This is a genomic window from Arthrobacter sp. YA7-1 (assembly GCF_025960325.1).
Lineage (GTDB): Bacteria > Actinomycetota > Actinomycetes > Actinomycetales > Micrococcaceae > Arthrobacter > Arthrobacter bambusae_A.
On sequence record NZ_CP110114.1, the window covers coordinates 3622674 to 3643878 of the forward strand.

Consider the following 21205-nt stretch of genomic DNA (forward strand, 5'->3'; position numbering starts at 1 on the left):
CTATTGCCCCGGGCGCAGCAGCAGAGGACGATTGCCCCGTGGGACACAAAGGCCAGGCACCGCTGGCTGCATACATCGCCTTCCAACTGACAGAGCTGGAAGGACAATTGCCGCTGATCGCAGCGGCCGACCCGGAGGCCGTACACAACGCCAGGCTTGCCCTTCGCCGGCTCCGTTCAGTGCTCAGCTGCTATCGCGGCATGATCCCTCGTCTCCCCCGGACGGCCCGGGGGGAAGTCAGTTGGCTCGCAACGTCGCTCGGCGAGTCCAGGGATGCCTATGTCCTTGCACAGAGAATACGGCTGTCCCTGGACACAAAGGACTCGTGGAAGAGCCCCGGGACCGTGCGCCTGGCCGTGGAGGAACTGGAAGCGTCCAGCGCACGGCTGGCTGCTTCCCTTGGCGGGCGCAAGCGCAGCAAACGCACCGTGAGGGCCGCAAGGGCGGCGCTGTTGGAAGTGCCCACGGCAAGGGAATACAAGCACCCGACGGCGGACCTCGCGGAGCGCCTCCAGGCCCGGTGGGAGCGGTTGCAGCAGAGCCTCGCGGAGCAGGAGGGCAACAGCGACGCGCAGGTGCGCAACGCAGCACTCCACCAGGCGCGCAAGGACGTCAAGTGCCTCCGCTACTCGGCGGAAGCAGTCGCGGACGCCTTCAGCCATCACGCCTCAGGGGTGATTCAGCCCGCCATCGGTCTGCAGCGGTTGTTGGGCGAGCAGCATGACGCCGTCGTGGCCGGCGAATGGATCAGGGAACTGGCAAAAAGCCCGGGAATTGACGCTGAAGACGCCCAAAGGCTGGAATCGATGGAGGTCCGGCGGCGGCTCAACGCAGAGGAAGAGTTCCGCATGGCGATCGCCGAGTATCCGGTGCCGGCGCCAAGGCGTGCCCTGATCTTTTGAAGCCCGGAACCATAACCGCAGGTGGTCCCGAAAGCGAGTCATATGGCGGAAACGAACCCGGCATGACCCGGGCAAGTAATGTACCCCAAAGTAACTTCAGCACTCCCCTTTGTTCTCGATAGTCTCGCCTTGTGGCGTTCGACGTGAGAAGTGCCACAGTGCAAAGACGCACCCGCTGCGCAGGTCACTGTGCTGTGCGGATCACTATGCGAGGCAGTATCCAAGGGGGAACAGCAACGATGGCTGGACGATTCGAGATTCTCAAAGACGGCGAGGACGGTTACCGGTTTCGGCTGACGGCTGCCGATGGAACCCTGGTAGCGGAATCGCCGCGGTTCAAACACCTGAAGGCCGTAGTGGCCGGCATCAACGCCGTTCGGGAGAATGCCGCCACGGGCATCGTTGTGGATCACTCCAAGACAGCCCGACGCGCGGCATAGCCCCCCGGCGCAGCGGTCGGAGGCCCCACTCGGCGTCCTGCCTGCTACGGCGGGAGACTAGATCTCGATTTCGAGCAGGCGCTCCGGGTCCCACGGAACAGTCCAGCCCAAGGCGTCAAACAGGCCGCTGAGCACCATCCCGGTGAATCCCCAGACCACGACTCCGTTGACTTGGAACACCGGGCTCGAGAAAGTCCTGCCCAGCCTCGTCAGCGTTCCGGTGTATCGGTTGTCGGGATCGAGCAGATCGCGCACCGGAACTCGGAACACTTGGGCGGACTCGCCGTAGTCCACCACCCTCACGGGCGAGGGCGACGCCCACCACGCCAGGACCGGGGTGACCACAAAATTGCTGCGGATCAGGCCAAGTTCCGGCATGACACCGAGCACCTGCACGCCTCCGCTGTCCAGTCCGGTCTCCTCCACCGCTTCCCTGAGGGCCGCCGCCACGGCCGACTCATCGCCGGGGTCGATGCTGCCGCCCGGGAACGCCACCTGTCCCGGATGGTCGTCCAGGGTGTGGGCGCGTTCCAGGAGCAAGACGTCCAGATCCGCCGGGGCCACGGGCTTCCCGGATTGGGCGGGGACGTCGTCCAGGACTCCGAAGAGCATGAGCACGGCCGCTTTCCGAGCCTTGTCCGGATCGACAGTTGCAGCTGCAATCCGCGGATCCGGGCCAGGATGGAGGCCGGAATCAATCCTGGTGATCAGGCTGACGAGATCCTCGAGCGCGGTCATGCAGGTCTCCTTTGCGATTCCATCCGAATCTCCGCCGCGCGATGCGTCTCGGCAAGCAGCTTCGCGAGAAGCGCTTCGTTGCCCGGGGCCAGTTCGTACTTGAGCAACTTGGCGGCTTTGACGGGATCCTTTTCGCCTTCGCCGTAACTCGGGCACCAATTGGCCACCGCACACGCTCCGCACGCTGGCCGGCGCGCATGGCAAACCCTCCGGCCATGGAAAACGACGCGGTGGGACAGCATGGTCCAGTCCCTGGGCTCGAACAGCTCCGCGACATCGAACTCGATCTTCACCGGATCCTCGGACGCCGTCCAGCCAAACCTGCGCGCCAGCCTGCCGAAATGAGTGTCCACAGTGATTCCGGGAACCCCGAAGGCGTTGCCGAGCACCACGTTCGCCGTTTTGCGACCGACGCCGGGAAGCGTCACCAGATCTTCCAGCCGTCCGGGAACCTCGCCGTCGAACTCGTCCACCAAGCGTGTGCTGAGCGCCAGGACGTTCTTCGCCTTGGCACGGAAGAAACCGGTGGGCTGCAGGATCGCTTCCAGCTCGGCAATCTCGGCCTCGGCCATGCTCCGGGCATCCGGATAGCGTGCGAACAGGATTTTCGTTACCTGGTTGACCAGCACATCGGTGGTCTGGGCGGACAGCACCGTAGCCACGACCAGCTCGAACGGGTTCCGGAAATCAAGCTCAGCGTGGGCGTAGGGATAAAGCTCAGCAAGCGCCTTGTTGATTTTGCGCGCACGCCGCTTCAAAGCCAGCGGGGTTTCGACGACGGTGTCCACGGCCGGCCCGGCTAGCCGCGTTCGATGTGGCTGAGGTCGCGCAGAACGCCCACTTTGCCGTCAGTATCCTGTACGAGGAATTCCTGGCCGCGGTCTTCGAGGGCCAATACCCACGCGCCCGGTTCGATGGTGAAGGCAGGGATTCCTGTGTGCTCGTCGACAACGACGCGGGGATGGGCCACGGCGAACCAGAATGCCTCGTACCGGGCGTCGTGTTCGGATTCGTCCCTTCGCGCGGCCGGATCAACGGTGGCGCCGATGGGCTCGTGTTTCCGGGGCTGATCGACCGTGCCGATGTACTGGGTGGCAGCCCCGGCTCCCGTCTCTGCGCCGCCGACGATCGGCGTCGCCATGGTGGCAGCGGGCAGGTGCTTGGGTTCCTCGGGCGCGGACGCCTGCGCATCCCGCCCGCCGTCGGCAACTGCGGGCTCGGCGGGCTCTGGACGTACGACGGCGGCCGCCTCGGTGGCGGCGGGCTCTGGACGTACGACGGCGGCCGCCCCGGTGGCGGCGGGCTCGGCGGGTGCAACGGCCGGGACCTCAACGGGTGCCAGGCCGGCAGGTGCCGGTTCAGGCTTGGCCGGTTCAGGCTTGGCCGGCTTCGGCACGGCAGGCTTGCGCGTTGGAATGGCCGATTCGCGGGCCACAACGTGGGCGGGCTGTTCGGCCCGGTCCTTGAAGTCGTCGCGGAGGAGCGGCAAGTGGGGAGCCAGGACCGTCGCAGCCAGAAGACCTGCCGAGCCGATGAGTCCGACGAGCACGAACACGGTGAACGCGCCTGCCGCGGACAGGAAGAACAGGGTCAGGGCGAACGACGCCACGACGGAAGCGAACTGGTCAGTAGAAAGGGAACCGATTCGCACAACGTTCCCCGGCTGCAGGCGCCGGGAAACGAACAAAGCGGCAACAACCAGGGGAAGAAGGATGCCCAGAGCCAGAAAGAAAAGGTTGTTCAAGTTCCACAGGTTGTAGCGCCCGCCAAACATCGGCAGGAGGGACCCCACAAACATGAGCAAGGCGGAACCGAAAACGGTCACGTCCCGGATAGTGAACGGACCCAGGACGGCCTGGTACTTCGGGGAGGTCAAGCTGCCGGGCACTGGCGCCCCGGATCCAGCAGCTGCATCAGGGGCCGATCCGGGCGCTTGCGCACCGCTTTTCGGACCTTGGCTCGTCTGGTTCATGTGCAAAATCTCCTTAGTACGGCGGTGTTCCGGACGCTGCCGCCCAAGGCTGCACCCGGTATTTTCCGGGCCGGACCGGGCGGCAAGTTTCGCGTCTCGAGACTTCTTCAGCCTATGCCACCCGTCTGACAGTCCACTAGTTGGCGCGGGACGGAGGCTGGGATGCCGCACCGTAATATTGGCCCGCGTTGGGAGCCCGGCCTGGAGCCTTCGGCGCCGTTCGGCGCGGATCCGATGTCCCGCACGGTCCAGAATGTGACCGCAGACACTTGTTGTGGCCTCAAAACGCTAAGGTGGGTTCCGGAAAAGCTCTTTGCGGAATCCCGTGAGGCGCCGCAGCCCAACGCCGTGCACTTTTGGCGCGATTGGGTCGGCCTCGCCACGGGACACCCGCGCGGCAGAGATCGATGAATGAAGAGGTTCACATGTCCCAGGACGCCAATGGATCGACGACCACCGCTGCAACCGGATCCGACGAGGCAGGCAACGGCGATGCCCTCGAAAACCTTCTCCACGAAAACCGGAAGTTCGCACCCACCCCTGAGTTCGCGGCCAACGCGGTAGTCCGGGCCGAAGTCTATGAGGAAGCGAGTGCGGACCGTCCCGCGTTCTGGGCGAAGCAGGCCCGGGAACTTCTGGACTGGGACACGGACTTCACCGAAGCCCTGGACTGGTCCAACCCGCCGTTCGCGAAGTGGTTCGTCGGCGGACAGGTCAACGCCGCATACAACGCCCTGGACCGGCACGTCGAGAACGGGCTCGGGGACCGGGTGGCCATCCACTTCGAAGGCGAACCCGGCGACACCCGTTCCTACACCTACGCCCAGCTCACCGACGAGGTGAAGAAGGCCGCGAACGCCTTCGAGTCCCTCGGCTTGGCCAAGGGTGACCGGGTGGCCGTGTACCTTCCGATGATCCCCGAAGCCGTGATCACGATGCTGGCCTGCGCCCGGATCGGGGCCGTGCACTCGGTGGTGTTCGGCGGCTTCTCCGCCGATGCCTTGCGCTCCAGGATCGATGACGCCGAGGCCAAGCTCGTGGTCACCGCCGACGGCACCTACCGGCGCGGCAAGCCCAGCCCGCTCAAGCCGGCCGTGGACCAGGCCCTCGCCAAAGAAGGCCACTCGGTCCGGAACGTCGTGGTGGTCAAGCGCAACGGCGAGCCGGTGGACTGGCACGAGGGTAGGGACCAGTGGTGGGAGGACACGGTCGGCGCCGCCTCCGGCGAGCACACCGCCGTCGGGCATGACGCCGAACACCCGCTGTTCATCCTCTACACGTCCGGGACCACGGGCAAGCCCAAGGGCATCCTGCACACCACCGGCGGCTACCTCACCCAGACCGCGTACACCCACAAGGCTGTCTTCGACCTGCACCCCGAGACGGATGTGTTCTGGTGCACCGCCGACGTCGGATGGGTCACCGGCCACTCGTACGTCGCCTACGCACCGCTGGTCAACGGCGCTACCCAGGTCATGTACGAAGGCACCCCGGACTCCCCGCACCAGGGCCGCTGGTGGGAAATCGTGGAAAAGTACAAGGTCTCCATCCTCTACACCGCCCCGACGGCGATCCGGACGTTCATGAAGTGGGGCCGGGACATCCCGGGCAAGTACGACCTGTCCTCGATCCGGGTCCTGGGCTCGGTGGGTGAGCCCATCAACCCCGAGGCCTGGATGTGGTACCGGGACGTCATCGGCGGCAACGCCGGCAAGAACGGCGAAAAGAAGGAACACCCCGCCCCGATCGTGGACACCTGGTGGCAGACCGAAACCGGCGCCCAGATGATCGCGCCCCTGCCGGGCGTGACCGCGACCAAGCCGGGCTCCGCGCAAGTCCCGCTGCCGGGCATCGCGATCGACGTCGTGGACGAGTCCGGCGAGTCCGTCCCGGACGGGCACGGCGGCTACCTCGTGGTCCGCGAACCGTGGCCCGCGATGCTGCGCGGCATCTGGGGCGATCCGGAACGGTTCAAGGACACCTACTGGTCCCGCTTCGAGGGCATGTACTTCGCCGGCGACGGGGCCAAGAAGGACGACGACGGCGACGTGTGGCTCCTGGGCCGGGTGGATGACGTGATGAACGTCTCCGGACACCGGCTCTCCACCACTGAAATCGAGTCCGCCCTCGTCTCGCACCCCTGGGTGGCCGAAGCCGCCGTCGTCGGAGCCTCCGACGAAACCACCGGCCAAGCCGTCGTCGCGTTCGTGATCCTGCGTGAGTCCGCCCCGTCGGGACAGGACAGCGGCGACTCCACCGTCGCCGAGCTCCGCAACCACGTAGGCAAGGAAATCGGCCCCATCGCCAAGCCCAGGCACATCCTCGTGGTACCCGAACTGCCCAAAACCAGGTCCGGGAAGATCATGCGCCGCCTCCTCAAGGACGTCGCAGAAGGCCGCGAAGCCGGCGACGCCACCACCCTCTCCGATCCGACGATCATGACCCAGATCGCCGAGTCCCTGAAGAAGTAGGCACTGCGCCGAACCACCCGGCGCCGAGCCCCGAAGCAAAAGCGGCGGTCCTCTCCCACGAGGACCGCCGCTTTTGTCTTAAAACCCCCTGTCGCAAGAATGTTATATTTAGTTCTTTCATGTTCTCTTTTGAGCGGTTATAGTCGAGTTCTACGTGAGAAAACTCACAAGCACCACGCTTTCAAGGGAGAGAACATGGCAGCGAATCTTGACCCGTTCCAGTCGGCCCACAATGCTGGCCCTGGACGCCGCACCATCCTGAAAACGCTCGGTATCGGTGCTGCCGGTCTCGCCGGCATTCCGCTGCTGGCCGCTTGCACCGGCGGATCCGGCCCAGCTCCGGGAGCCTCCTCGAACAGCCTGACCTTCGGCTCGGGCTCTTCCGACGATGTTCCCAAGGCCGCCTACAAAGCCGTCACCGATGCCTTCACCAAGAAGTCCGGCATCACTGTGGCCACCAACGTCGTCCCGCACAACGACTTCCAGAACAAGATCAACTCCTACCTCCAGGGCAGCCCCGACGATGCCTTCACTTGGTTCGCCGGCTACCGCATGCAGTACTACGCGGGCAAGGGCCTCCTGGCTCCCGTGGACGACGTGTGGGCAACGATCGGCAGCAACTTTTCCGACGCGATGAAGAAGGCCTCCACCGGGCCCGACGGCAAGATGTATCTCGTCCCTAACTACAACTACCCGTGGGGCTTCTTCTACCGGAAGAGCTTCTGGGCAGAAAAGGGCTACGCAGTCCCCAAGACGTTCGATGAGCTGAAGACCTTGGCCACCAAGATGAAGTCCGACGGCATCATCCCCATCGGCTTCGCGGACAAGGACGGCTGGCCGGCCATGGGCACCTTCGACTACATCAACATGCGCCTCAATGGCTACCAATTCCACGTGGACTTGACCGCCCACAAGGAAAGCTGGGACCAGAAGAAGGTCAGCGACGTCTTCGACACGTGGAAGGCCCTTCTCCCGTTCCAGGATCCTGCAGCCCTCGGCCAGACGTGGCAGGACGCGGCCAAGGCCCTCGAAGCCAAGAAGACCGGCATGTACCTGTTGGGTTCCTTCGTGACCCAGCAATTCACGGATCCCGCCGTGCTGGCGGACATCGATTTCTTCCCCTTCCCGGAAATCGCAGTGGAAGGCACCGACGCAGTCGAAGCCCCCATCGACGGATTGCTCCTCTCCAAGAAGGGCGGCGACAACAAAGCGGCGCACGACTTCCTGGCGTTCATGGGATCCGCCGAAGGCCAGAACGCCTACTCAGCCGTGGACGGCTCCAATATCGCCACCGTCAAGGGCGCCGACACCTCGAAGTTCACCCCGCTGAACAAGAAGTGCGCGGACACCATCGCCAATGCCAAGTACATCAGCCAATTCCTGGACCGGGACGCCCTCCCTGCCATGGCCAACAACGTGATGATTCCCGCGCTGCAGTCCTTCATCAAGGACGGCACCGTGGACGTCAAGAACCTTGAAGCGCAGGCCAAGACCCTTTACGCAGCCCAGTAGCTGAAGGAATCCCCATGAGTACTACCGCCGAGAAACCGGCCGCCCCGGACAGCGAGCCCGGCGCGGCCGGGCGAACCATGGCCGGCAAAAGCCAGCCCGGCGCCGGCAGGCGGACCGGCAAAGCGGGCAAAGTCCGCCGCCTCACCCGCCGTGACAAATTCATCCTCGCGATCATGGTGGGCCTGCCAACCCTGATCCAACTGCTGCTGGTCTGGCTGCCCACGCTCTTCTCCATCGCGCTGAGCTTCACCCGCTGGAACGGCCTGGACCTGAAGGACATCAAGGCCGCAGGAGCCGACAACTACCGCTATGTGGTCCAGGACTATCCCCCGTTCTGGCCCGCGATCCAGCACAACGTCCTGTGGCTCGTCTTCCTGGCCCTGATCGCGACACCCCTTGGCCTGCTGCTGGCCGTGCTCCTGGACCAGAAGATCCGCGGCAGCAAGATCTACCAGAGCATCTTCTTCACACCCGTCATGTTGTCCCTGGCCCTCATCGGCATCATCTGGCAGCTGTTCTACAACCGGGACAGCGGACTCCTGAACTACCTCCTGGGCACGGCGGGCACGCCTCAGGCCGTGGACTGGTTCGGCGATTCCAATGTCAATATCTGGGCGGCCATGATTGCGGCCACCTGGCGTCACGCGGGCTACGTGATGATCCTGTATTTGGCCGGGCTCAAGGGCGTGGACCCCTCGCTGCGGGAAGCCGCGTCGATCGACGGCGCCAATGCGGCGCAGACGTTCTTCCGCATCGTCTTCCCGGCAATGCGCCCCGTGAACATCGTGATCGTGGTCATCACGATCATCGAGTCGCTCCGTGCCTTCGACATTGTGTACGTGATCAACCGAGGGACCAACGGCCTTGAACTGATCAGCGCCCTGGTGATCCAGAACCTGATCGGCGAAGGCCAGGTGATCGGAGTGGGCTCGTCCCTCGCGGTGATTCTCCTGGTCATCTCGCTGATCCCCATCGTCTTCTACCTCATCCGCACCTTCGGCAAGGAGAGCAAGGCATGAGCACCCTCGCCAATCCCATCCCGCGCACACCAGCAGCCTCAGGCACAAGCCGGAATTCCGGCAAGCGCCACTACGGGACACATATCTTCCTGACCGTCATGGCAATCATGTGGCTGATTCCGTTGGGTTGGTCCTTGTTCACAGCCTTGCGTCCCAAAGCGGATACGGACAAATACGGCTACTTCAGCCTTGGCGGCACCTTCAATTTCGACAACTTCATCACGGCATGGACCCAAGGCGGATTCTCGAAGTACCTCCTGAACTCGGTGATCATCACCGTGCCCTCGGTGCTCCTGACCTTGTTCTTCGCCTCGATGATGGCATTCGCCGTTTCCCGGGTGAGCTGGAAGTTCAACGTCACCCTCCTGATCATGTTCACGGCCGGCAACCTGCTGCCCCCGCAGGTCCTTGCGGCCCCGTTGTTCGAGATGTTCAAACATGTCACGCTGCCCTACTCCTTCAGCGATTCCGGCAACCTGCTCAACACCTACATCTCGGTGATTGCCGTGGACACGGCGTTCCAGATCGGTTTCTGCACTTTCGTGCTCTCCAACTACATGAAGGCCCTCTCGTCCGACCTGACCGAGGCCGCCCTGGTGGACGGCGCCGGGATCTGGAGGCAGTACTGGAACATCATCCTGCCGCTGTGCCGCCCCGCACTCGCGGCGCTCGGAACCCTGGAAGTCATCTTCATCTACAACGACTTCTTCTGGCCGCTGCTCTTCATCCAAAGTGGAAACCGGCTGCCGATCACCACCGCCATCAATAACCTGCAGGGCGAGTTCCTCAGCAACTACAACCTGCTGGCGGCTGGCGCCACCATCACCGTGATACCCACCCTGATCATCTACCTCGTGCTGCAGCGCCAATTCGTGGCCGGTCTCACGCTCGGTTCCAGCAAAGGATAAAACGTATGGCAATGGACTACATCGTCGACAAGCTGGGCGGCCGCATCGCGTTCGGCGGCGACTACAACCCCGAACAATGGCCCGAAGAGGTCTGGAAACACGACGTCGCCCTCATGAAGGAAGCGGGGGTGAACCTGGTCAGTGTCGGCATCTTCAGTTGGGCGCTTCTGGAGCCCGAAGAAGGCCGGTACGAATTCGGCTGGCTGGACAGGATCCTGGACCTGCTCCACGGCAACGGGATCAGTGTGGATCTCGCGAACGCGAGCGCATCTCCCCCGCCGTGGTTCAGCCGCAAGTACCCCGATTCTCTCCCGGTGGATGCCGACGGCGTCCGGCAAAGTTACGGTTCGCGGCAAGCCTTCGCGGCCTGCTCACCCGACTATCGCCGGGCGGCAGCAGCCCTGACGACGGCGATCGTGCAGCGCTACGCCGGGCACCCCGCCGTCGTGATGTGGCATGTCCACAACGAATACGGCTGCCACAACCAGCCGGATTTCGGCCCCCACGCGGAGCGTGGCTTCCAGGAATGGCTCCAGGCCAGGTACGGCAGCCTTGACGCGCTCAACGAGGCCTGGGGCACGGCCTTCTGGTCCCAGCATTACTACGACTGGGCCGAGATCCTGCCCCCGCGCCGCTCGGGAACGTGGGTGAACCCCACGCAGCAACTGGATTTCGCGAGGTTCTCCTCCGACGCCCTCCTTGAATGCTTCATCGCAGAGGCAGACATCATCAGGGCGCATTCGAAGCACCCCGTGACCACCAATTTCATGGGCTTCAACATGGGCCTGAACGCTCCTGTTGATTACTGGCGCTGGTCCGGGCACATGGATGTGGTGTCCAATGACCATTACCTGATTGCCGCCGACGAACGGAACTTCCAGGACCTGGCCATGACGGCCGACCTCACCCGCGGGTGGGCGCTGGGCAAACCCTGGCTCCTGATGGAACACTCCACCTCGGCAGTCAACTGGCAACCCCGCAATGTGGCGAAAGCGCCGGGAGAAATGCTGCGCAACTCCCTGCAGCACGTGGCCCGCGGAACCGACGGAGTCTTGTTCTTCCAATGGCGCGCCTCCCGCGCCGGGGCCGAAAAGTACCACTCCGGATTGGTCCCCCATGCCGGCCGCGACAGCAAAGTGTGGCGCGAAGTGGTGGAGCTGGGCCGTGCGCTCGGGAGCATTTCCGAGGTGGCCGGCTCCACCGTCCAGGCCGACGCCTGCATCATCCACGACACCGACGCCCGCTGGGGCAGCGAACTGGACTCGCACCCCAGCGAGGACGCCCGGAACCTCCCGGAAACGCGGCGCTGGCATGACGCCCTCTACCGGGCAGGCGTCACCACCGATATCCGGCAAAGCACCGACGACCTTTCCGGCTACAAATTGGTGATCGCGCCCATGCTTTACCTCGTCACGGACGAGGCCGCCGCGAAGCTCCACGAATATGTCGAAGCCGGCGGAACCCTCGTGATCACCTATTTCTCCGGAATCGTCGACGAGAACGACCACATCCGGATGGACCCGGTCAACGGCGGCGGTTATCCAGGGGCCTTCTCCGAACTGTTGGGCGTGAGCATGGAGGAATTCTTCCCCCTGCGCTCGGGCGATGCCGTGGGCTTGAGCCGCTTCGGCGCCGGGACGGTCTGGAGCGAGCTGGGGAAGGCAACCGGGGCGGAGGTTCTTGCCACGTTCGACGGCGGTGCAGCCGCGGGCGGGTCCGGCGTCGACGGTTCTCCGGCGGTGACCCGCCGGGCGGGTTCCACCGGACGCGGCGCCGCCTACTACGTGGCCACGAGCCTGGGCCGCGAGGGGCTGGCAGAACTGGTCCAGCTCCTTTGCTCGGACGCCGGGGCGGAGCCGGTCCTGGGCGTCCGGCCTCCCGAAGACGTGGAAATCGTCCGCAGGAGCAACGGCACCAAGGACTGGACCTTCGTCATCAACCACAGTGCACAGGACGCGCAGGTGCCGCTCGACGGCGTCGAACTCCTGAGCGGGACGCCCACCGGAGGTACGCTGAACCTTACTGCCGGGGGCGTCGCCGTCGTCGCCACTCCCGCCTAGCCACCCGCCGTCCCTCCAGAAAGGCTCCGATGCTTCAGGCAGCCCGCCACACCGCCATTGTCGACGCCGTCCAGCGCGAACGGGTTGTCCGCGTCTCGGATCTCGCGCAACTGCTGGGAGTCTCGGCCATGACCGTTCGGCGCGACATCGAGTCGCTGGAGGAGTCCGGACTCGTCGAGCGCATCCACGGCGGCGCCAAGATACCCGGCGATGCCCGGACGCATGAACCCGGCTTTGAGCTGAAATCCACCCAGTTGATCGAGGAGAAGCACGCGATCGCGATCGAGGCGGCCACCTTGGTCCATGAGGGGATGGCCGTGGGCCTGAGCGCCGGAACCACCACCTACGAACTCGCCAAGGTACTGCTGGAAGGCCCGCGGATCACGGTGGTGACGAACTCCATCAGGATCGCGGATCTCTTCCACAACGCCTCAGGTTCCCGGGAGGGTTTCCCGGTCATCGTGACGGGCGGCGAGCGCACGCCGTCGGACGCTTTGGTAGGCCCCATCGCCACGGCCGCGCTGAAGCAATTGCACCTGGACACCCTGTTCCTGGGTGTCCACGGCATGGATGCGGACGCCGGATTCACCACGCCGAACCTGCAGGAAGCCGAAACCAACCGGGCCTTCATCAGTGCGGCCCGCAACGTGGTTGTCCTGGCGGATCACAGCAAGTGGGGAACCGTTGGCATCGCCTCGATCGCCCAGCTGGAGGATGCCGACGTGCTTGTGACGGACTCGCAGCTCGGCGAGGATGCCCGGCGCATCCTCGCCGACGGCGTGGGGAAGCTCCGGATCGCCGCACCTTAGCCAGTGGGAGACCCAACTAGCTCGCAGTTGTTGTCGTTATGAGCCCTCAAAACGACAACAACTGCGACTCAGTTGGGCTGGGAACCGGCTACGGGCACCCGCACGATTGCCGGATCCGCAACTGCGTGGGGAAGACCCTGTGCTGCGGCGGTTCGTTTCGGTTCTCGCCCACCAGCGCCGACACGGCGGCCTCCGCCATGTCCCATACCGGCTGCTCCACAGTGGTCAGGGCCGGCCAGCTGTACTCGGCCTCCACCGAACCGTCGAAGGACGCCACGGCAATATCGTCGGGAACGGACAGCCCGGCCTCGCGGATTGCCCGCAGAACCCCGATTGCCTGCATATCGGAGCTGGCGAAGATCGCCGTCGGACGTTTGTCCGCGGCCAGGAGGAGTTGTCCGGCAGCGTAGCCCCCGGGCCGGTCGAACCCGCCACGTGCCAGCGGCCCGACAGGGAGCCCGGCAGCTTCGAGCGCCCGCCGCCAACCCTGCTCGCGCCCGTCGGCCTCGTCGTCGGCCGTGATCCCCATGGCGAGTCCGATGTTGGTGTGGCCATGGCCGATCAAATGTTCCACCGCCAGGCGGGCTCCGGCTTCAAGGTCCACGCCTACGCTGTTGAATCCAGGAGCGATCGAGGCGTGGTTCAGCAGGACCGAGGGGATTTCCGCGTCAACAAGCTCCACGAAGTCGGGTTCAAACATGACGCTGGCCAGGACCACTCCATCAACCTGCCGGGCGGCGAGGTTGCGGATGTGGCGGCGTTCTGAGTCCAGCTGGTTGTCGGAATTCGTCAGCAACAAGGCATATCCGCGCCCGGCGGCAGCTACTTCCACCGCATGTCCCAACAGCGCCCAGAACGGGTTGCTGGAATCCGGGATCACGAGGCCCAAGGTTTGGCTGGACCCCATTTTGAGCGCGCGTGCGGCGGCATTCGGCCGGTATCCCAGGATCCGGATGGCCTCCTGGACTTTCGCTTCCGTCGCGGGCGCCACCTTCTTGGGGCCGCCGTTCACCACATAGCTCACCACGGCGGTGCTCACCCCGGCGTACCGGGCCACGTCCTTGCGCGTCACCGGTCCGCGCGGGGTGTGCACTGCCGAAGTAGTCATTGGATCATGCTAGCTACAAAGCCTCCGGAGCATCTCCGAAATCGCGGATGGGGAGCCGTTCGCCGCCGCGGAGCGCCGATTCGTGCGCCACGACGCCGGGGAGCGTGTAGCGGGCCGCCACCCACGCGTTGACAGGCGGAAGGCGTCGCTTGTTCACGGCCGTGACGAAGTCGTCCACCAGGAACTGATGGCTGCCTTCGTGCCCGTTCGGAGCTCCCTCGAATTCAACGGGCAGCCTGGCGGCGTCGTGCACCGGAGCGAGGCCGGAGATGAAAGCGCCACGAAGTTCGGGCGCGACGTCCGCCAACGAGGGGTCATCGGGCGACATGCTCGGCTTGGTCTCCACCTGGTCCGAGATGTCGAGTACCCCCTCCTTGTCCTGCCACAACGTCGTGGTGGCCAGCTGCTCGAAGCTTGCCTCGGTGCCGAAGAAGCGGAAGCGCGATTCGCGGATATGCGAGGGGTAGCCCACGCGGCGCATCTCGTTGGTGCGCATCGCGCCGCCGTCGTTCATTTCGAAAAGCGCCGTGGCGTTGGAGAAGTCATTGTCGAACATGCTGACGCCCTTGTCGAAGACGCCGTCGCCGCGATCGTCCTTGACGCCGATGCAGCTGACGCTCACGGCGTGGCCCGGCATGGCGCCCAGTACGCCGCCGATCGCGTGGGTGGGGTACAGCATGGGCGGGTAGCTGGCGGTTGCTTTCCAGTTTTCGCCGCCGCTGTACTGGTAGGCCTCGTAGAAGCCCAGGTCCATGTCGTGGACGTAATCGCCTTCGGTGTAGAAGATGCGGCCGAACTTGCCGGCGGCGTGCTGCTTGCGGGCATAGACGGTGGCGGGGTTGTAGAAGCTGGTCTCTCCCATGGCGTAGACAAGCTTGGTCTCACGCACGGCTTCGATGATTCCGGCGATCTGCTCCTCGGAGATTGCCATCGGAACAGCCGAATAGACGTGTTTTCCGGCGCGCAGCGCCTTGATCACCAACGGCCCGTGCGTCCAGCGCTGCGTGAAGATGGCGACGGCGTCGACGTCGGAGGCCAGCAATTCGTCGAAACTTGCCATGGTGCCGTCCAGCCCCAGCTGTTCCACAGCTTTCGACGCCCGTTCGGGGAGTTCGTCCACGGCGTAGACCGCGGAAACCCCGGGGTGGAGCTTGAAGAGGTGGGCAAATTGGCCGCCGAACTGGCCAAGGCCTACTACTCCCATAGAAAACGTCATTGTTAGCCCTTCGATTCATGTAGGTGGCTTCAGAATGCCCCCGCCGCGCCGGGAGGGGCTCGACGAGTGACTCAGGCCAGTGAATCACTGGGATCTACTCGAGTCAACAAAACGCAATAAATCCAAAATATTCGAACAAAACTTCACAGACTTGCTTGACCACTTCAGATCTACTCGTGTAGATTCAGGGCAGATGTTAGCCATGTCACACTCACGAAGGGTCGAAGATGACCACCCTCACCAAACATCCTGATCCGGAGCTTTCGGCTTCCGGAAAACCCGGGAACTCGCGGAAATCACGGAAACCGCATAAAAGGGGAAAGCCCGCTGCAGGCTTCCGCGGCATCGGGGACCTCAAGATCGCGCTCCTGTTCATCGCCCCGGCGATGGTCGGCTTCCTGCTCTTCTACCTGGTGCCGACCATCCGCGGCATCTACCTGAGCTTCACCGAGTACAGCATCCTCGGAGACCCCGAATGGATCGGCGTCAAGAACTACCAACAGATCGCGAAGGACCCTCTTTTCTGGAATGCCCTCGGGGTCACGTCGGAATACGTCGTCATCAATATCGTGCTCCAGACGCTCCTGGCCCTCGGCCTCGCAATCCTCATGCACCGGGTCGCCAAGTCAACCCTCATCCGCGGGGCGCTCCTGCTTCCGTACCTCATGGCGAACGTCATCGCCGCGCTTCTGTGGTTCTGGATGCTCGACTACCAGATCGGCATCGTGAACCAGTTCATCGAGTGGTTCGGACTGCCCCGCGTTGCCTTCTTCGGCAGTGAGGAATGGGCCATCCCCACGCAGGCGCTCATCAACACCTGGCGCCATATGGGTTACACCGCGCTGCTGATCTTCGCCGGACTGCAAGCCATCCCCAACACGGTGTACGAAGCCGCCAGCATCGACGGGTCCAAGGCGTTCAGCACCTTCTGGCGGATCACCCTCCCGCTGCTGCGGCCCGTTCTGGTCCTGGTGCTCGTGGTGACCGTCATCGGTTCCTTCCAGGTCTTTGACACCGTTGCCGTCACCACCCAGGGCGGCCCCGTCAACGCAACCCGCGTGCTGCAGTACTACATCTACCAGCGCGCCTTCAACGAGCAAGACTTCGGATATGGCTCGGCCCTCGCCGTGATCCTCTTCCTCATCCTGGCAATCGTGGCCTTCATCCAGATGAAGTTCCTCCGCGGCAACCAGTCGGACCTGGACTAAGGACACAACATGACCACCCTTTCCTCCCCCAAGGCAGCCGCCCGCCGTCGTCCGTTCAACTGGCGCCGCACAAGCGCCTGGGTGCTGCTTGCCATCGCCATTGCCGTGAGCGTGCTGCCCTTTTACTGGGTTCTCCGCACCGCCTTCTCCACCAACGGCTCGCTTGCGTCCAACTCGGCAAGCCTCCTCCCCGCCGATTTCAGCCTTGGCGCCTTCAAGCGCGTCTTCGGCCTCCAGACCGCTTCCGAAGCCATCGCCGAGGGCGGCTCCGGGGCCTCCATCAACTTTTGGCAATATCTGTTGAACTCACTGCTGTTCTCAAGCATCACCACCGCGGGCGCCGTATTCTTCAGCTCAATGGCCGCCTATGCCTTCGCACGGTTGCGTTGGAAGGGACGCGACGGCGTCTTCACCCTTTTCCTTGGCACCATGCTGGTCCCGCCGATCTTCACGGCACTGCCGAACTTCCTCCTCGTGAAAAACCTCGGCCTCCTCAACTCAATGCTCGGATTGGTCCTGCCTTATCTGTTCATGACCCCCTTCGCGATTTTCTTCATGCGGCAGTTCTTCCTCAACATGTCCCGGGAGGTGGAGGAAGCCGCGATGCTCGACGGCGCGAAGCACTGGCGGATCTTCTTCCAAATCGTCATGCCCAACGCCGCCGCACCCATCGCGACACTCGCCCTGCTCACGTTCATGGGCCAGTGGAACGAATATTTCTGGCCCCTCCTGGTCGGGACCTCCGAGGAATCACGAGTGCTCACGGTGGGACTGGGCGTCTTCAAATCACAGTCCCCGCAAGGCGCCCCGGACTGGTCCGGCCTCATGGCCGCGACCCTCGTCTCCGCCCTTCCAGTGCTCATCCTGTTCTCGATCTTCGGCAAGAAGATCGTCAACTCGATCGGCTTCAGCGGCACCAAGTAATCCTTCCCGCCATCACCTCTCCACCAGGGGCCGGTCCATGCCGTGCGCCCGCCCTTCCCCACCCGAAAGGACCCATCATGAAAAAGAAAGTACTCGGCGCCGTCGCCGCTGCCGCTGTGGCCACCCTCGCCCTCTCCGCTTGCGGAAGCGGAGGAGCCAGCAGCGCCGACTCCGCCAAGGGAGAGATCAGCTACTGGCTCTGGGACTCCAACCAGCTTCCCGCCTACCAGCAGTGCGCAGACGACTTCCACAAGACCAACCCGGATATCACCGTCAAGATCACCCAGACGGGCTGGGATGACTACTGGGGCAAGATCACCAACGGAATGGCCTCCGGCACCGCCCCCGATGTTTTCACCGACCACCTTTCCAAGTACCCGGACTTCATCAAGACCAAACAGCTCGTCGCGCTCGATGACGCAGTGTCCAACGACAAGGTGGACCTCACCCAGTACAACGCAGGCCTTGCGGACCTCTGGGTGGGCCAAGATGGCAAGCGTTACGGCCTTCCGAAGGACTGGGACACCGTTGGCCTCTTCTACAACAAGAAGATGGCCGCCGACGCCGGTCTCTCGCCTGAGCAGATGGCCGCCCTGACCTGGAACCCGCAGGACGGCGGAAGCTATGAGAAGGCCATCGCCCACCTCACCGTCGACAAGAACGGCAAGCGCGGCGACGAACCGGGCTTCGACAAGAACAACGTCGCGGTGTATGGACTTGGCCTGCCGGGCTCCGACGCCGAAAACGCCGGACAGACCCAGTGGAGCTTCCTCTCGGCCACCACGGGCTGGAGCGCCACGGACAAGACCCCTTGGGGCTCGCACTTCAACTACGACGACAAGCGCGTCCAGGACACCATCGCTTGGTGGGCTTCCCTTGCCCAGAAGGGCTACATGCCCAAGCTCGAAACCACGGTCGGCGCCAACGCACCCGACGCCTTCGGCGCCGGCAAGGCCGCCATCAACGCCAACGGCGACTGGATGATCGGCCAGTACAAGGGGTACAAGGGCATCGACCTCGGCATCGCCCCCACACCCGCGGGAGTTGACGGCAAGAGCGCCTCCATGTTCAACGGCCTGGCCGACTCCATCTGGGCCGGGACCAAGAAGAAGGACGCCTCCATCAAGTGGGTCGAGTACCTTGGCTCCTCTGCCTGCCAGGACGTCGTAGCCGCCAAGGCCGTTGTCTTCCCCGCGATCAAGTCCTCCACCGACAAAGCCGCCGCAGCCTTCAAGGCAAAGGGTATCGACGTCACTGCCTTCACGCAGCACGTGAAGGACAAGTCCACCTTCCTGCTTCCCATCACGGACAACGCCGCCAAGGTCGCGGGCATCATGAAGCCCGCCATGGACGCCGTCATCGCAGGCAAGGCACCGGCAAGCTCCCTCTCAGCTGCGAACGACCAAGTCAACGCCCTCTTCTCGAAATAGTCCCCTGGCGGGAGCCCATCAGCGGCCGGGCTCCCGCTATCCTGATCAGCAACGCCGCAGCCCCCCAAGCAGTCCGGGCGCCGCCGCTTTCACTCCTTTGACGGCGGCGTCCGGACTCTCCATCCCCTCCATCGCGACACACGACTCCCTGAAAGCGAACAGCCCATGGACCCGCTCCACCTCCGTTCCGCCGGCACAAGCCTGGTGCTCAGTTTCGATGACGGAGAGGCTGAAGTCATCCACTGGGGTGCCGATCTCGGCAGCACGCTCCCCGACCTCGCCATCCTGGGCGGACCCATCCCCCACTCCGCCATCGACGTGACTGTCCCGGCCGCGCTCCTCCCCCAAGCTTCCTCAGCATGGCAAGGCCGCCCGGGCCTGCGCGGCCAGCGAACCGCCGATGGCGTCCCCGGACTGGACTTTTCGCTCCGGCTTCGCGTGGTGGACGTACAGGTTGACAGCAGCACCGCCGTCGCCACTGCCGCGGCCGCCTCTGCAGTGATTGTCCAGCAGGATCCCGACGCCGGAATCACCGTGACGTCCGGCCTCACCCTTCACCCGGGAGGCCTTCTCGAACTGCGCCACACCGCCGTCAACGACGGCACGTCCCCTTTCCAGCTCGACGAACTGGCCACCGTCCTCCCGGTGGGGCCGGACGCCGTCGAACTCCTGGACCTCACCGGCCGCTGGTGCCGCGAACGGCACCCGCAGCGCCGGCCCGTCCAACAAGGGACGTGGGTGCGCACGGGACGCCATGGCCGCACTGGGCACGATTCCTCGCTGCTTTTCGCGGCGGGTACTGCCGGATTCGGGAACCGCCACGGGAAGGTCTGGGCCACGCACTTGGCATGGAGCGGCAACCACGAACAATTCGCCGACACCGTGGCCGATGGCCGCACCATGATCGGCGGTTCCGAGCTCCTGGGCCCGGCCGAAATAGTGCTCCAGCCCGGCGAAAGCTACACCACGCCCGCACTATTTGCCGCCTACTCGGACCGCGGACTGGACGGCATCAGCGAAGCTTTCTACAGCTGGTTCCGGTCCCGCCCGCATCATGTCGTTCCCGCGGCTTCCACGGGGCTCCCCGCCGGCAAGCCCCGCCCTGTGGTCCTCAACACCTGGGAGGCCGTGTACTTCGACCACCGGCTGGACACCCTGCTGGAGCTCGCGGAGTCCGCGGCGGAACTGGGCGTTGAGCGCTTCGTGCTCGACGACGGCTGGTTCCGCGGCCGCCGCGACGACCATGCGGGCCTGGGCGACTGGTACGTTGACCGAACCCTTTGGCCAGATGGGCTGACGCCGCTCATCGAGGCCGTGAATTCGCAGGGCATGGAGTTCGGACTCTGGGTGGAACCGGAAATGATCAACCTGGATTCCGATGTTGCACGATCGCACCCCGACTGGATCGTGGGCCCCGCAGCCCTCTCCCACAAGGACGGCGGCCGCCTTCCCCTGGAATGGCGGCACCAGCACATCATCGACCTCGTCAACCCCGCAGCCTGGCGATACGTCTTCGACCGGATCGACGCGCTGCTTCGGGAAAACAACATCAAGTACCTCAAGTGGGACCAGAACCGGGACCTCAGCGAGCACGGCCATGCAGGCCGGGCCTCCGTACATGGGCAAACCCTGGCCGCCTACCGGCTCTTCGACGAGCTCCGCAAAGCCCACCCCGGCGTCGAAATCGAAAGCTGCTCTTCCGGCGGTGCCCGGGTGGACCTCGGCATCCTTGAGCGGACCGACCGGATCTGGGGATCGGACTGCAACGACGCCCTCGAGAGGCAGACCATCCAGCGCTGGACCGGCGTCGTGGTTCCGCCGGAACTGGTGGGCGGGCACATCGGACCCACCACCTCGCACACCACGGCCCGGACGCACGATCTCTCCTTCCGCGCCATCACTGCGATGTTCGGGCATTTCGGCATGGAATGGGATGTCCGGCAGGTCCAGGGCGCCGAACGCGAGGAACTCAAGCGCTTCATCGGCCTGTACAAGGAGCACCGCGGGCTCGTCCACAGCGGGCGGATGGTGCGTGCAGACGTCCCGGACGACTCGCTGATGGTGCACGGCGTGGTCTCCGACGACGGCGGCTCCGCGCTGTTCGCCGTCGTCAGCACCCGGACGTCGTTTGCCGAACAACCCGGGCGCGTGGCCGTTCCGGGCCTCGATCCCGAGCGTTCCTACATGGTTCAGGCCATTTTCCCGGCCCCCGGCGACGCCGACTATGCCCGCACGTTCACCCAGGTGCGGCCGCCGGCATGGCTGCCGTCCGGGGCTGAGGCAAGTGGCCGCTTCCTTGCTGAGGTGGGGCTTCCCATGCCGGTCCTGAATCCGGAACACGCGCTGCTGCTCCGGATCACGGCTGTGTAGTTGCTGTTTGGTGTTTCTTACGCTGCATATGGGAGGGACGCAGCCGGGCGGCGTAAACCCGGCGGCGTAAGCCGGGCGGCGCAAGCCCGGCGGCGTAAGAAACGCCAAGCAGCCTCGG

Annotated in this window: 17 protein-coding genes; 12 read left to right on the forward strand and 5 right to left on the reverse strand. The window is 64.4% G+C overall.

Annotation, left to right across the window (positions count from 1 at the left end):
- Positions 1-38 precede the first annotated feature (38 nt).
- Together OIT41_RS16985 and OIT41_RS16990 are read left to right on the forward strand one after the other, a co-directional pair.
- The gene (locus OIT41_RS16985) at positions 39-902 is read left to right on the forward strand and encodes a CHAD domain-containing protein (protein ID WP_264636930.1); all 864 of its coding nucleotides are present in this window, start codon (positions 39-41) and stop codon (positions 900-902) included.
- Between the two features lie 239 nt (positions 903-1141).
- Entirely contained in the window at positions 1142-1342 is a 201-nt protein-coding gene (locus OIT41_RS16990) for a YegP family protein (RefSeq protein ID WP_078107639.1), read from the forward strand.
- A 57-nt stretch (positions 1343-1399) separates the two neighbouring features.
- On the opposite strand, the gene OIT41_RS16995 is transcribed toward OIT41_RS16990, so the two are convergent.
- From OIT41_RS16995 to OIT41_RS17005, 3 genes are read right to left on the reverse strand one after another with little or no spacing between them, the layout of a single operon-like run.
- Positions 1400-2080, reverse strand: coding sequence for an NUDIX hydrolase (locus tag OIT41_RS16995; RefSeq protein ID WP_241709285.1), 681 nt, complete (start codon positions 2078-2080; stop codon positions 1400-1402).
- The gene (gene nth, locus OIT41_RS17000) at positions 2077-2868 is read right to left on the reverse strand and encodes an endonuclease III (RefSeq protein ID WP_264636931.1); all 792 of its coding nucleotides are present in this window, start codon (positions 2866-2868) and stop codon (positions 2077-2079) included. The genes OIT41_RS16995 and nth overlap by 4 nt, the downstream gene beginning before the upstream one ends.
- Before the next feature lie 11 nt (positions 2869-2879).
- Positions 2880-4052, reverse strand: a complete 1173-nt coding sequence (locus OIT41_RS17005) for a hypothetical protein (RefSeq protein ID WP_264636932.1) — start codon at positions 4050-4052, stop codon at positions 2880-2882.
- Positions 4053-4477: 425 nt separating this feature from the next.
- Here OIT41_RS17005 and acs point away from each other — a divergent pair, with 425 nt between their 5' ends.
- The 6 genes from acs (at position 4478) to OIT41_RS17035 (ending at position 12831) form a co-directional block, all read left to right on the forward strand.
- Positions 4478-6523, forward strand: a complete 2046-nt coding sequence (gene acs / locus OIT41_RS17010) for an acetate--CoA ligase (protein WP_264636933.1) — start codon at positions 4478-4480, stop codon at positions 6521-6523.
- 195 nt (positions 6524-6718) lie between these two features.
- Positions 6719-8035, forward strand: coding sequence for an ABC transporter substrate-binding protein (locus OIT41_RS17015; RefSeq protein ID WP_241709281.1), 1317 nt, complete (start codon positions 6719-6721; stop codon positions 8033-8035).
- A 14-nt stretch (positions 8036-8049) separates the two neighbouring features.
- Positions 8050-9054, forward strand: coding sequence for a carbohydrate ABC transporter permease (locus tag OIT41_RS17020; RefSeq protein ID WP_241709280.1), 1005 nt, complete (start codon positions 8050-8052; stop codon positions 9052-9054).
- The gene (locus OIT41_RS17025) at positions 9051-9962 is read left to right on the forward strand and encodes a carbohydrate ABC transporter permease (RefSeq protein WP_241709279.1); all 912 of its coding nucleotides are present in this window, start codon (positions 9051-9053) and stop codon (positions 9960-9962) included. The genes OIT41_RS17020 and OIT41_RS17025 overlap by 4 nt, the downstream gene beginning before the upstream one ends.
- Positions 9963-9967: 5 nt before the next feature.
- Complete coding sequence (locus OIT41_RS17030; RefSeq protein ID WP_264636934.1) at positions 9968-12022, forward strand: beta-galactosidase; 2055 nt, start codon at positions 9968-9970, stop codon at positions 12020-12022.
- A 29-nt stretch (positions 12023-12051) separates the two neighbouring features.
- Positions 12052-12831 (forward strand): DeoR/GlpR family DNA-binding transcription regulator, encoded by a 780-nt coding sequence (locus OIT41_RS17035; RefSeq protein WP_264636935.1) that lies wholly within the window; start codon positions 12052-12054, stop codon positions 12829-12831.
- A gap of 88 nt (positions 12832-12919) precedes the next feature.
- On the opposite strand, the gene OIT41_RS17040 is transcribed toward OIT41_RS17035, so the two are convergent.
- Both OIT41_RS17040 and OIT41_RS17045 read right to left on the reverse strand, forming a co-directional pair.
- Positions 12920-13939: a LacI family DNA-binding transcriptional regulator gene (locus OIT41_RS17040; RefSeq protein WP_078107629.1), complete on the reverse strand. Its 1020-nt coding sequence runs from the start codon at positions 13937-13939 to the stop codon at positions 12920-12922.
- A gap of 13 nt (positions 13940-13952) precedes the next feature.
- Entirely contained in the window at positions 13953-15155 is a 1203-nt protein-coding gene (locus tag OIT41_RS17045) for a Gfo/Idh/MocA family protein (RefSeq protein WP_264636936.1), read from the reverse strand.
- A gap of 227 nt (positions 15156-15382) precedes the next feature.
- On the opposite strand from OIT41_RS17045, the gene OIT41_RS17050 reads away from it, so the two are divergent.
- From OIT41_RS17050 to OIT41_RS17065, 4 genes are all read left to right on the forward strand, one after another.
- Positions 15383-16363, forward strand: a complete 981-nt coding sequence (locus OIT41_RS17050; protein WP_370873950.1) for a carbohydrate ABC transporter permease — start codon at positions 15383-15385, stop codon at positions 16361-16363.
- Between the two features lie 9 nt (positions 16364-16372).
- A complete protein-coding gene (locus tag OIT41_RS17055) occupies positions 16373-17287 on the forward strand; it encodes a carbohydrate ABC transporter permease (RefSeq protein WP_264636937.1) in 915 nt (304 codons plus the stop codon).
- A 77-nt stretch (positions 17288-17364) separates the two neighbouring features.
- A complete protein-coding gene (locus OIT41_RS17060; RefSeq protein WP_264636938.1) occupies positions 17365-18717 on the forward strand; it encodes an ABC transporter substrate-binding protein in 1353 nt (450 codons plus the stop codon).
- Between the two features lie 165 nt (positions 18718-18882).
- On the forward strand, positions 18883-21087 hold the full coding sequence (locus OIT41_RS17065; protein WP_264636939.1) for an alpha-galactosidase: 2205 nt from the start codon (positions 18883-18885) through the stop codon (positions 21085-21087).
- The last annotated feature ends 118 nt before the right edge of the window (positions 21088-21205 follow it).